The 13,694-nt window shown below is 39.0% G+C and carries 8 protein-coding genes; all 8 read left to right on the top strand.

Going from position 1 to position 13,694, the window contains the following annotated elements:
• Positions 1-48 precede the first annotated feature (48 nt).
• The 8 genes from ACSSS3_RS17745 (at position 49) to ACSSS3_RS17710 (ending at position 13,579) form a co-directional block, all read left to right on the top strand.
• Positions 49-1,845 (top strand): class I mannose-6-phosphate isomerase, encoded by a 1,797-nt coding sequence (locus tag ACSSS3_RS17745; RefSeq protein ID WP_442845754.1) that lies wholly within the window; start codon positions 49-51, stop codon positions 1,843-1,845.
• Between the two features lie 99 nt (positions 1,846-1,944).
• A complete protein-coding gene (locus ACSSS3_RS17740) occupies positions 1,945-2,856 on the top strand; it encodes an ROK family protein (RefSeq protein ID WP_442845753.1) in 912 nt (303 codons plus the stop codon).
• On the top strand, positions 2,856-4,001 hold the full coding sequence (locus ACSSS3_RS17735) for an MFS transporter (RefSeq protein ID WP_442845752.1): 1,146 nt from the start codon (positions 2,856-2,858) through the stop codon (positions 3,999-4,001). Before ACSSS3_RS17740 ends, ACSSS3_RS17735 begins: the two co-directional genes overlap by 1 nt.
• A 3-nt stretch (positions 4,002-4,004) precedes the next feature.
• On the top strand, positions 4,005-6,356 hold the full coding sequence (locus ACSSS3_RS17730) for a GH92 family glycosyl hydrolase (RefSeq protein ID WP_442845751.1): 2,352 nt from the start codon (positions 4,005-4,007) through the stop codon (positions 6,354-6,356).
• Between the two features lie 165 nt (positions 6,357-6,521).
• Positions 6,522-9,608: a SusC/RagA family TonB-linked outer membrane protein gene (locus ACSSS3_RS17725; protein WP_442845750.1), complete on the top strand. Its 3,087-nt coding sequence runs from the start codon at positions 6,522-6,524 to the stop codon at positions 9,606-9,608.
• Between the two features lie 14 nt (positions 9,609-9,622).
• Entirely contained in the window at positions 9,623-11,242 is a 1,620-nt protein-coding gene (locus ACSSS3_RS17720) for a RagB/SusD family nutrient uptake outer membrane protein (protein ID WP_442845749.1), read from the top strand.
• A gap of 38 nt (positions 11,243-11,280) precedes the next feature.
• Positions 11,281-12,399, top strand: a complete 1,119-nt coding sequence (locus ACSSS3_RS17715) for a SusE domain-containing protein (RefSeq protein WP_442845748.1) — start codon at positions 11,281-11,283, stop codon at positions 12,397-12,399.
• Between the two features lie 10 nt (positions 12,400-12,409).
• Entirely contained in the window at positions 12,410-13,579 is a 1,170-nt protein-coding gene (locus ACSSS3_RS17710) for a glycoside hydrolase family 76 protein (RefSeq protein WP_442845747.1), read from the top strand.
• Positions 13,580-13,694: the final 115 nt, after the last annotated feature.

Raw genomic sequence — 13,694 nt, 5'->3', positions numbered from 1 at the left:
TATGTTTGTACATAAGTACATTAAAAATAATTTTTAAAATTATTTATTTTGAGGAATTCTATAGAATACAACAAGCCTGAATTAGCAAAACGCAAGACGAAACAATTCTTAATGCCTCAAACTAAAAGTGAAAAAAATCATGATTCAGCATTTGATTTGTATCCTTCATTTGATTTAGGGTCAGGGAAAATCAAATTAGGTTACGAGAGATTGACGGAATATTTGACTAATAAAAGGATTTTATGCCTTGAGGGATTTTCAGGAATTAACTGGGAATTTATAGCTGGCAATATAGAATCTGAATTGCAAAGAAAAGGTTTAAGTGTCAACCTCATCAATATAGCAACCTGTTTAAAGCCTGAAGCATCTCTAGAAAATCTGGTTGCTCCATTTTTAGGTGAGAAGGAATCGGTTTGGGGAACCCGGACAGATTTAAGTCTTATCGATTTTTTTAATGATTCCAAATTACAAGCGCTTAAGCTGGCTGAGGATTCAGACGTAAACATCGTTTATGGATGTGGAGCCAGTCTAGCCAATTTAGATTCCTTATTGGTCTACTTTGATTTACCCAAAAATGAATTGCAATACCGCATGCGAGCTCGTTCTGTCACCAACCTTGGTATTTCGACTCAAAAAGAAGATTTTAAAACGTACAAGCATTTCTATTTTATAGATTGGGTGGTGCTCAATGCTGAAAAGAAAAGATTAGCGTCAAAGATAGAGGTTATAGTAGATGCGCAATTTGAAGAAAATCCTTCCTGGGCGTTGATGTCAGACATCAAGGAAGGGCTAATTGCGATGAGTACTTCTATGTTTAGGGTAAGGCCCTGGTTTGAACCCGGTGCCTGGGGAGGTGAGTGGATTAAAAATAATATACCCGGACTCAATCCTAATGTACCTAATTACGCCTGGGCGTTTTCCTTAATAGTTCCTGAGAATGGATTGATTTTTCAGAGTGACGATACACTTTTAGAGATCTCATTTGATTTTCTAATGAATCAGGAAGGGGAGAATGTTCTTGGTGCACATCATAAACGCTTTGGTAATGAATTTCCCATTCGGTTTAATTTTTTGGATACTTTTAATGGAGGTAACCTTTCCATTCAGTGTCATCCCAGTTTAGAATATATACGCCGTGAATTTGGGGAAAATATAACCCAGGATGAATGTTATTATATATTGGATTGTGAAGAAGATGCAGGTGTTTATTTAGGCTTTCAGGATGATATAAATCCCGATGAATTCCGATCAGCACTTGAAAAAAGTCAGGAGGAGGGAATCGAACTAAACATAACAGATTACGTACAACGCCATAATTCTAATAAGCACGAGCTTTTTCTTATTCCCAACGGAACGATTCATAGTGCAGGGGCAGGTAATATGGTTCTCGAAATAAGTGCTACGCCCTATATTTTTACATTTAAAATGTACGATTGGCTCAGACTTGATCTTGATGGTAAACCGCGTCCTATAAATATAGATCATGCTTTTCAGAATCTTAAATTTCATTTGAAGGGAGATCGTGTTCCGGAAGAGTTATTTTCTAAAAGGAAGACTCTTAAAAGTGGAGCTGGTTTTGAAATTTTACACTATCCCACACATCCAGAACATTTTTACGATGTAAGGCGATTGGACTTTGAGAAAAGTATAGAATTAGACACGCAAGAATCCTGTCAGGTTATGATGCTTGTGGAAGGTGAGCAAATACGTTTGGAAACCAAAGGAGGTTATATTCAAAACTTGAGTTACGCCGAAACCTTTGTGGTGCCTGCAGGAGCAGAGCGTTTTACGCTTACAAACCTGGGCTCAGGGCAGGCTAAAGTTATTAATGCATATTTAAAATAAGGAAGGAGACCAGGCTATTTGATTAGTCTGCTTGCAACCTACAACGATTTAGTTTGAGAAGGTGTTACAGCAGATGCAAAATTTATCTAACAGTATTTCATGTATAGTTTAGGAGTAGATATAGGAGGGAGTCATATAACGGCAGGTGTTTTCAATCTTGAGAAGAAGAATTTGATAAGGGAAACAATTAGCCATGAAAAAATAGATCCTTACGCTTCAAAAGAAGAAATTCTTGAGATCTGGACTGCTACTTTGCGTGCATCATTAAAAAAACAAACTAATCCCATAGCTGGTATTGGCATTGCAATGCCTGGCCCGTTTGATTATTACGAAGGGATTAGCCTTATTCAGGATGTTGATAAATTGCAATCCTTGTTTGGAGTAAACCTTAAATCTGAATTAGCCTCAAGATTACATGTTCATCCTTCTAAAGTACGATTTATCAATGATGCCTCTGCGTTTTCAATTGCTGAAGCGCTAATCGGTGAGGCTGCTGCTTACGATAACGTAGTGGCAATTACTTTAGGTACCGGGCTGGGAGCGGGTTTTACACGTAATGCAAAACCCATTGTAAAAGATCCAAATGTACCACCAAGTGGGTATCTCTATAATCAATATTACAAAAATGAATTGGCAGACGATTTATTCTCTACCCGCGGTATAGTAAAGGCTTATCTGGACCGAACCGGGGAAGATTTAAAGGATGTAAAAGCAATCTGCGATCGTGCAAATAGGGAAGAAGTCGCCAGACTTATTTTAGTAAATTTTGGAAAAAGACTTGGTAATTTCTTAAAGCCGTACTTAAACGATTTTGATGCTCAGGTACTCGTTTTGGGCGGTAATATTTCTAAAGCGTTTGAATTTTTTAAGGAAGAACTGAAAGCCGAACTTGATTTCCTGGATAAAATATATGTTTCAAAGTTGGGAGAAGAGTCTGCGCTCATAGGCAGTGCCCTTTTACTGGAAGATCAGTATTACTCAGACCTTGAAGACACCCTTAAAATGATGTGATGAGAAATACAGCTTCAAAATCTAAAGTAATTATACCTGTGCTGCTGTGTTATGTAGTGATGGGCTTTGTAGATATTGTGGGCGTTTCAACCGGTTTTGCAAAACGCGATTTTAATCTTTCGCCCGAAATGTCCCAGCTTTTACCTTCCATGGTTTTTATATGGTTTTTTATTCTTTCAATTCCTATTGCTGTTTTGCAACACAATATGGGTAAAAAGAATGTCTTGCTTTCGGGAATAGCATTTACGGCAGGTGGAATGTTTTTACCTTTTGTGATCTACTCGTATCCCATACTACTGCTCAGTTTTGTGCTTTTAGGAATAGGAAATACAATCATTCAGGTTGCTTCAAATCCGTTGCTGCAAGACGTGGTAAGCGAAAAACGCTTTTCAAGTTATATGAGCTTATCACAATTTATAAAGGCAATAAGCTCCCTGTTAGGTCCTCTCATCACTACATTTATGGTCGCTAATTATGGGGATTGGAAACTGGTATTTCTGGTATATGGGATTACTTCTGTAATTGTAGGTAGCTGGCTGTTTCTAACACCTGTTGAAGAGACAACATCAGAAGTGAAGGCGACTTTTAGTTCTTCCTTACGTCTTTTAAAAAATCCATTTGTTGCCCTTGTGGTTTTAGCCATCTTTTTGATTGTAGGAATAGATGTAGGCATGAATACGAATATTCAAAATCTGCTAACGCAACAGTTTGGAGTAAGCCTGGAAAAGGCCTCAATAGGCATTAGTATTTATTTCGCCGCACTGATGATCAGCCGTTTTTTTGGCGCCGTAATTTTTTCAAGAATAAATACGTTGAAGTTTTTGGTAGGGTCTTCATTAATTACCGCAGTGCTGATTGTTGGTCTGCTTTTTTCAGTTTCTCTGGAAGTATCTTTTGCCTTGATTTTTCTGATCGGATTAAGTTCGGGAAACTTATTCCCGCTAGTCTTTTCGCTAAGCGTAAGTAAAATGCCTCAACGTGCCAACGAACTTTCCGGTCTAATGATTATGGCTGTGGTGGGCGGCGCCATTATTCCGCCACTTATGGGGCTAATCACAAATGTATATGGTATTCAATGGAGTTTCCTGGTGTTGGTGATTTCAGCTGTTTACGTGTGTACAACTTATTTTAAACTTAAAAACTAAAGCATGTTTAAGTTATTATTTATTTGTCTGTTAGTAATTGTTTCGTGTCAGAATCCTGAGAATGCTAATGAGCAGGAGAATGAACAGGATACGTATTCGCAATATGTTGATCCAAATATTGGTACAGCGCATAGCCGTTGGTTTTTCTATACGCCTGGGGCATTACCTTTTGGAATGGCAAAATTGGGCCCTTCTACTAACGGAAGCCTGGGAAATGAGCAGGGATGGGAAGCAACCGGTTATGACTCCAGAGATACTACGATAGAGGGATTTGCAAATCTGCACGAATTTCAGATAGGTGGATTCTTATTTACTGGCATCACCGGAAAATTACAAACCATTCCGGGCGCTATTGAGAATCCTGACTCAGGTTATAGAAGCCGCTTTGATCGGGAAGATGAACTTGCGAGTCCGGGTTATTACAAAGTAAGGCTAAAGGATTACGAGGTTACCGCCGAACTTACCGCAACCAGGCGTGTAGGTTTTCATAAATACACGTATCCTGCCAGCGATAGTTCTTACGTTATTCTGGATATTGGAAATGAATTGGGTGAGAGTGGTGACGTCAAAAACGCGGAAGTAAGTTATAATCCCGAAAACCAAACCTTCACGGGTTGGGTCTCTACCTATCCCAAGTATGTTCAAAAATACCAGGAGGGGGCCGAAGTAAAAATGTTTGTTGCCGGTAAGGTCAATAAAAAACCGGTAGAAGCCGGGACTTTCATTCACGAAAAGCACTTTAAAGACGTGCTTCAAAATAGTGGTGAGGGTGTTGGACTTTATTTACGTTTTAATACCGAACAAGATGAATCTATTGAGATCAAAGCAGGATTTTCATATACTTCCCTGGAAAATGCAGAAGCAAATATGGAGGCTGAAGCAAAAGATTTATCCTTTGATGAAGCTCTTGCCAGTGCACGTGAAATTTGGGAAGGCGAACTTTCAAAAATTAAAGTAACAGATTCTTCACAAACTAATAAAGTAAAGTTTTATACCGGCCTTTATCACGCTCTTTTGGGAAGAGGACTTGCCAGTGATGTAAATGGTCAGTTCCCTGAAAATGATGGAAGTGTTGGGCAAATTCCATTAGATAATTCAGGTAATCCTACCTTCAATTTTTACAATACCGATGCAATTTGGGGAGGTTTTTGGAATTTAACTCAATTGTGGACAATTGCCTGGCCGGAATACTACAATGATTTGGTTCAAACCCACTTAGCTGTATATAAAAATTCCGGATGGTTAGGCGACGGCCTTGCCAATTCCCGATTTGTGTCGGGAGTAGGAACAAATTTTGTTAGCCTTATCATCGCTTCAGCGTATCAGTCAGGAATACGCGATTATGATGTGGAACTTGCCTTCAAAGCTGCCTACGAAAATGAAGTCCGTTATAAAGACCGAATTGAAGGTGCTGGTAAGACCGATCTAAAAGGATTTATTAATGACGGCTACATTGTCTATCAGCCGGGATGGGACACCACACCTGAAGGTTCTGCTTTTTCAGTATCGCATACTTTAGAATACTGTTACAGTTCCTATGCTGTTGCCCAGTTTGCTAAAGCTTTAGGAAAAGAAAAGGAGTATCAGGAATTGATGCAACTAGCAGATAATTGGAAAAATCTATATGATGCGCAAACTGATTTTATTCGTCCGAAGGATACCGAAGGCAATTATTTAAACAATTTTGATCCATTTGAACCTTGGGTAGGTTATCAGGAGGGGAATGCGTGGCAATATACTTTTTATGTACCTCATCAACCGGATCAGTTAGTAGAAAAGATGGGAGAGGAGAAATTTGTAAAGCGCTTGGATTCAATTTTTACCGTATCAGAAAAGACCAAGTTTGGAGGTGAGGATATTGATGCTTTTGCCGGGCTTAACTATCTATACAATCAGGGTAATCAACCCAATTTGCACATCCCGTACCTTTTTAATTTTACAAACAAGCCATGGCTAAGTCAGAAATGGGTGCGTAGAATTTGCGATGAATTTTATGGTACTGAACCCGTACATGGTTATGGCTACGGTCAGGATGAAGATCAGGGGCAGCTAGGCGCCTGGTATAATATGGCTGCGATGGGCTTATTTGATATGAAAGGACTTGTGGAGATAGACCCATCCTTTCAACTAACCACTCCATTATTTGACGAAGTAGAAATTACCACCGGATGGGGCAGTACCGTTACGATTGAGACCGATAACAATCGGCATAATAACTATTACATTCAGGAATTATTGCTTGATGGAAACGCGTATCATAGTAACAGCATCAGTCTTCAAAAACTAAAGAAAGACATTAAGTTAAAGTATAAGCTTGGTAAGGAGCCTAACACAGCTTGGTTTCAAATTGATTGATGCTACCTCCTAAATTTTTATAACTACTCCAAATAGATTGAAATAATAAAAGAATATTATATTGTAAATATGTACGAACAAAAAAAAGATGAATTCATTTTATAGGTAAAACGTTTTACTTATATTTACGCAATGTTAATGAGGTGTTAAACCAATTAGTAATCAATGAAAAAAAACAAATTATTAGATGTGCCATTTGTAGGCATTAGTACAAGGAATCGTTTTGCACTCATCGCTTTTCTAATGCTGTTTGTGCATTACACATATGCTCAGGAAAAAACAGTTCAGGGTGTAGTGACAGACGCAAACGCCGCGCCCATACCAGGCGTAACCGTTTTGGAAAAGGGTACGAGTAATGGAACCCAAACTGATTTTGATGGTAACTTCTCATTGTCAGTATCTGGTCCAGAAAGTGTTCTCGTTTTTTCTTTTGTTGGAATGAAAACGATTGAGTTGGAAGTTGGTGCGCAAAGCGATATCGATGTCGTTCTAGAAGATGATGTCGCAAGTCTCGAAGAGGTTGTAGTGGTTGGTTATGGAACACAGGTACGTTCTAAAGTGGCCGGTGCAGTTGATCAAATTACTCAGGAAGCTTTTGATGGTCGTTCTTCAGCCAACGTTACGCAATCGTTACAGGGGAAAGCTCCGGGTCTGACTATTCAGCAGCGTAATTCTGAACCAGGTGCTCCTCTCAATATCAATATACGAGGGATCAGTACTTTGGGTAATAACAGTCCCCTAATTGTTATTGACGGTATAGTAGGAGGTGACCTCAACAGCTTAAATCCTTCAGATATTGAAAGTGTATCGGTTTTGAAGGATGCAGGTAGTGCCGCAATTTATGGTTCGCGTGCTAACAATGGTGTAGTATTAATTACAACTAAAAAAGGAAACAAGGGAAGAGCGATGACCGTTCAATACAATGGATTGAGTGGGATTAATAATCCACACTTTTTTACCAGACCTGTTGAGGGTTATGAGAATGCAATCCTGCGGAATGAGGCAGCATTTAATTCTGATGGAGTAAGCAGTGCTGTTTTTACTCCTGAACAAATACGTGAATTACGTGAAAACGGTTCTGAAGAATGGTTTGCAGAAGAAATTGTACAGCCTGCTTTAATGCAAAATCACAGCTTTGCTATTTCGGGAGGAAACGAGAACACCACATATAGAGCTTCCATAGGTTATACAGATGAGAAAAGCATATTTGTGGGACCTGAAAAAGGGCTAAAACGGTACAATTATAGAATCAATCTGACCAGTGAGTATGAGAAATTTAGAATTGAGACAACACTTGCCTACGCTAAACAAAAGATAAAAGATCATTCATTTAGCACCGGGACTCTAATGGTTGATGCTTTTAGGACTCCGCTTTATTATAGACAAAAAGATGAAGAGGGTAATTACCTGACAAATGATGTGCTTGGGCAATTTAACCCTTTAGGAATTTTGGAACAGGGTGGATTTAGACATTATGATAATGATGACTTATTTGGATCACTTTCTTTGCAATACGCTATTACTGATAAATTTAAAATACGTGGTGTTTTTGGTGGTCGCCTGTATAACAACTCCCTGTATTCAAGAACCAAGAGAGTAGATTTTATTCCCGGGGGTGTATATGGTGAAAACAGAGATACGCGGGATGAAATGCGAAAAAGTCTGGATTTAAATACCCAGTTGATTGCAGAGTACACGAATACTTTTGCTAATAAACATGATTTAAATGTTTTGTTAGGAGTGTCTAATGAAAACCATAGCGACAGAGGAATAGGAATTTTTAGAATTAATACAGATCCCGACTTAGGAACACCTGTAAGTGAGACCACAATTAGTGAAGGTTCATATAACTCTAATCAGAGTTCATCAAAAAATAGTTTGAATTCTGCCTTTGGAAGGGCATCATATACATTTGATGACCGGTATACTGCTGAGTTTAGTTTTAGATATGATGGTTCTTCAAAATTCAGAAAAGATCTGAGATGGGGATTCTTCCCTTCAGCTTCATTAATTTATAATGTTACCAATGAAGATTTTCTTGAGAATTATAAGGAAAACTATGGAGGTGTAAAATTTAGAGGATCGTATGGAGTGTTAGGAAACCAGAATGTGGGTGATTTTCAATATCAAACAACCTATTTTACATTTCAAAACGCATACGCTTATAATAATGAAGCCGTAAGTGGTACGGGTTACAATTTTGCCAACCCAGACTTGCAATGGGAGCGAGCAGCGACGCTGAATTTAGGTGTTGATCTTGATTTCTTCAATAAGTCACTTTATGTTTCGTTTGACTGGTTTAATAAAATCACAAGAGATATTCTTGTAGCTCCGGCAGTGCCTGGAGTTTACGGTACGGGACTTCCTGATTTTAATGCCGGTGAAGTTAGAAGTTATGGATGGGAACTTTCTGCAACATACCGTCATACCGGGAAACTGTTTAGTCATACGCTTACCGCAAATATTGGAGATACGCAAAACGAGGTTCTGGATTTTCAGGGCAATGAGATTTTAAGAGGTGTTGAAGAATTACAAGTAATACTTAGAGAAGGCGTACCCTACAGATCTTATGTAGGTTTGAAGCGCGCAGGAATCTTCCAGAGTTTTGAAGAGATTGAAAATAGCGCGGTACCTGTAGGGCTTTCTCCGGTTCCGGGAGATAACAAATATGTAGACCTTAATGAAGACGGGGTCATTGATGATGATGATAAATTCATTTTCGGAAACCCATTTCCGCGATACACATTTGGTCTTACGTATAATGTAGAAGTTAAAGGCTTTGACTTAAGTGTTTTCGTGCAGGGCGTAGGTAAGCGTACCATGATGGTGCGTGGTGAGCAGGTAGAGCCTTTCCACTTTAATTACGGCGCAACTATGTATACGCATCAATTAGATTACTGGACTCCTCAGAACACTGACGCGTACTTCCCACGCCTGGCCAATAATGGTACACAATCAATCACCAACAATTATAGACGTGGATCTGATATGTACCTTTTCGACGGTGCCTATGCCCGTTTAAAAAATGTGCAGTTGGGATACACTATACCTCAAAGCAGTACAGAGTCTGTAGGTATACAAAAAGCACGTTTTTACCTGTCTGGCTCAAACTTACTCACTCTGGCAAAAACAGACTGGCTTGATCCTGAACTTTCAGAATTTGATTCAAACCTGAATAACGGTGGTGCTAACAGTGCCCGTGCTTATCCTACTTTGATTTACTATGGTTTAGGATTAGATATTACCTTTTAATACAAGCGACAGATATGAAAAAATACAGTTACAGAATACTTTTTGGACTCAGTTTAGCCTTGCTGTTCACGAATTGTGAAAAGCTGGATCTGGTTCCTGAAAATACATTTACAGACGAGACCTACTGGACTTCAACAGAGAAAGCGCAAACATTTCTTAATACAGCCTATTCACAAATGATGAATAGTCAGTATTTCTTTTATAATGAAGCGCTATCTGATAATGCCTATAATGGCAGAGGAGATATTGCGGGGGCAGCTTCCATTGCTTCAGGAACGTATGATTCTTCACTTGGCAGAATGCAGGCAGAATGGGATGGGCGTTATGCCGGGATTAAGACGACCAATTTAATATTAGCAAATATAGACCGGGTTCCTGATATGGATGAAGATGTAAGGGCACGGATGAAGGCTGAAGCACGTTTTCTGAGAGCCTGGCAACACTTTTATTTGATGACCTGGTTTGGAGATATTCCGTTGCTTGAAAGTGATCCTTCACTTGAAGAAGCTCTTAGCATCACACGTACTCCTCGCGAAGATGTACTAACCTTTATTCTGGATGAGCTCACAGATATTATGGATGATATTCCGGTCAAATCCAGTTACTCTAATGCAGAACGTGGACGCATCAGTAAAGGGGCGGTTGCAGCTTTTTTGGCAAGAGTTCATTTATATGAAGGCAACTGGTCTCAGGTTGTGACCTATTGCGAAATGATAATGAATGGAAATGTAGGAGATTATGAACTTTTCAATTCGTATTCGGGTTTGTTTTCAAATCAAAACCAATACAGTTCAGAAGATATTTTAAGTCTTCAATATGCACCTATAGATAGAACCTGGGGTGAACTTTTTGATATGGTTCCCATATCGGTTGGTGGACGTGTAAATTCACTTGCTCCAACGCAAGAATTAGTAGATAGTTATTTAACCCTTAACGGAAGCGCTATTGATGAGCCGGGAAGTGGGTGGTCTGAAGATAGTCCCTATGAAAACAGGGATCCCAGGCTTATAGCAACCATAGTCTATGACAACTACCAGTGGCAGGATTTAGAGGGTACGAGCACCATTTATATAGAACCGGGTTCAGATCCTGACGATGCAACAGATGAGTATGCTCCAGGCGGATCAACAACTTCTACCGGCTACTATGTTAGAAAATATTTTGATCCCAACCACGAAGCAGGCCTTGCAATAAGCACCAATCTTATGCTTATTCGCTATGCTGATGTTTTGTTAATGTATGCTGAAGCGAAACACGAACTGGGTGCGTTTTCTGAAACCGTTTGGGATGAAACCATCGCTTTATTAAGAGAACGTGCGGGCTTTACTGATCCTGCTGCACTAAATTATCCTTCCGGATTAAACGATCAGGAAATGCGTGAGGAAATTCGTAATGAGAGACGCGTTGAACTTGCACTAGAAGGACTACGCATATTCGATATACGCAGATGGGAAACAGCTGAAGATGTATTAAATGGATATGCTCATGGTGCACAATTTGGACCAGATGATATAGATGACGGTTATTTAAGGGTCAATTTAAGAACTTTTGACGCCTCAAGACATTATCTATGGCCCATACCGCGAGATGAGCGACTCATTAACCCAAATCTTAGTCAAAATCCCGGATGGTAATCCTTTAAAAAGTATTAAAACAATTAAATATTCTAGTTATGAAAAATATAATAACCAAAATGACCGCTCTAATTGCTTTTGTAGCCGTTTTTACAGCTTGTGAAGATGATGAGTCGTTGAATGTAGCAGAGGTTTCTGAAGTGGAAGCATTGTATACGCCTGAGAACAACAAATTTTTTAATCTGGGTGCTTCAAGTTCTACAGTATTTGAATGGCAGGCTTCAAAATCTGCTGATAATGGAGTTGTTATGTATGAAGTGGTATTTGATGAGGAGGGAGGAGATTTTTCAGAGCCTCTGTATGTAATCCCATCAAACGGTAAAGGCTTTGATAATAAACTCACATTATCATTTACCAAACTCAATGAAATAGCCGGTATGGCTGGTATAGCTGCTGAAGAAACTGGAAAACTGCAATGGAGGGTTTGGAGTTCTAAAGGACTTGATATCAAGGAATCTGCAGAAATACGAACAATTGAAGTAGAACGCCCGGCTGGTTTTCCTACGCCGGATGAATTGTTCCTTACAGGATCTGCAACTGAAGGAGGTGCAGATTTGTCTGCTGCACAGAATTTTGTAAAAACAGGTCCTTCCACTTTTGAAATATATACCCGTTTAGAATCAGGTTCTTACAAATTTGTAACGCGCAACACCGGGGAGCCTGAGAGCTTTTACATTGGTACAGATGATAAAATTAAAAAGGATGGAGAAACTACTTTTACAGGAACAGCAGCTGTTTACCGAATTCGAATGGACTTCAGTGATGGTACTACCTCAATGGCAACTATAGATAAGGTTGAACTATTCTTCTCTCCGACCGATCAATATTTATTTTCTTTTGATTATACAGAGAATGGATCCTGGGAAGCTCTTAACAAATTAATTCAATTTAATGGATCTGATGAAAGATATAAGTTCAGATTTACAGTTACAACAAATGGCGCAACACGTGAAGAATGGTTCGGAAGTATTAATAAAGATAATCAACGACCTAACCAAAATACTGCTGATTCATTTTGGTATATGTTTCCGGTCGATAACTCACGTTGGGATTTTACCTATAAATTTATTGGAGAAGCAAATGGTGCCAACGTAGATGTAAATATATATCTGAACTCTGATCTACCTGAATATACTCACGAGATTACGGTGCTTTAAAAAAATGAATATGACTTATATAAAGAAAGAAAGTTTAAAATACGTAACGCTGGTTTTAATTGTATTGTCATCGATTTCCTGTAGTGAAGATCCTATTCCTTTAAGAGATCCTGCTTTAACCGGAGGAGAGGATGCAGCTATAGAATGGGAAGCGGTCGCAGACTCTATTCAGGAGGCTACGTACACAGTTTATTTAGGTTCTGAAGGTACTTTTGTAACCGATAATCAGGGAGATGCCACGTTTCAATACTGGCCTAACGCGCACGTATTGCATATTTTGGTAGATGGATATTTGCGTACTGATGATGGTTCTTATGTTCCAAAAATGAAAGCATTGGTGCGAGGTATTAAGTCCAAAAATGGAGGTACTTATACCAATGTATTTAACGATGATATGTTATGGTTGGGTAACAGTTCTATGCGTGCCTATAATGCCACTAATGATGAGGAATACCTTGATGTAGCAAAATTTCTTTGGGATGACGTTCTGGAAAGTTACAGCGATGTAATGGGAGGTGGAATTGCCTGGAAAAAAGATACACCCTTTTCTAAAAATGCGGTCTCCAATGGACCTGCTATAATATTAGGAATGCGATTGTATGATGCGACCGGCGAAGAGAAATATCTTAACCGTGCTAAAGAACTTTATGAATGGCAAAAAGAACATTTGGTGAATCCTGAAAATGGAGTCGTATGGGATAACATACAGTTGATAGACGGTAATGAGGTTATTCAGAAAGACTGGGTGTTCACCTACAATATGGGAACCTGGATCGGAGCGGGACTTAGATTATATAACGAGACCGGAGAACAGGGGTATCTGGATGATGCGCTGCTTTCAGCAAGAACAACATTAACCAGCCCGCAACTTACCAGTTCTGGGATTTTACGAAATGAAGGTCAGGGCGATGGAGGTCTTTTTAAAGGAATTTTTGTGCGCTATTTTACCGAAATGATCTTAGAAGAGGATATTACCCAGGACAATCAGGAAGATTTTCTGGATTTCCTAATATTTAATGGGCAAACTTTTTACAGAAATGGACTTAGTCATCCCGGAATGTTGTCAAGTCCTGATTGGAATAGCGCTCCAGGAAATCGAGTTGATTTAAAAACTCAGTTGAGTGGTGTTATGCTTGTAGAGGCAATGGCCAAACTTGAAGGAGAAGGTTTAGTTGAATAATGTTTGAGTTGTTTTCAGTTGGAGGTCAGTCCTTATTTAAGGCTGACTTCTTTCTTTTTAAGTTGAAATACTAAAACGTTTTATTTAACTTTCCACTCTTTAAAATATTCATTAA

Source organism: Leeuwenhoekiella sp. H156, from assembly GCF_052218455.1.
GTDB lineage: Bacteria > Bacteroidota > Bacteroidia > Flavobacteriales > Flavobacteriaceae > Leeuwenhoekiella > Leeuwenhoekiella parthenopeia.
The sequence above is the reverse complement of the archived record's forward strand: the minus strand, read 5'-3'. Positions and strand labels throughout refer to the sequence as shown.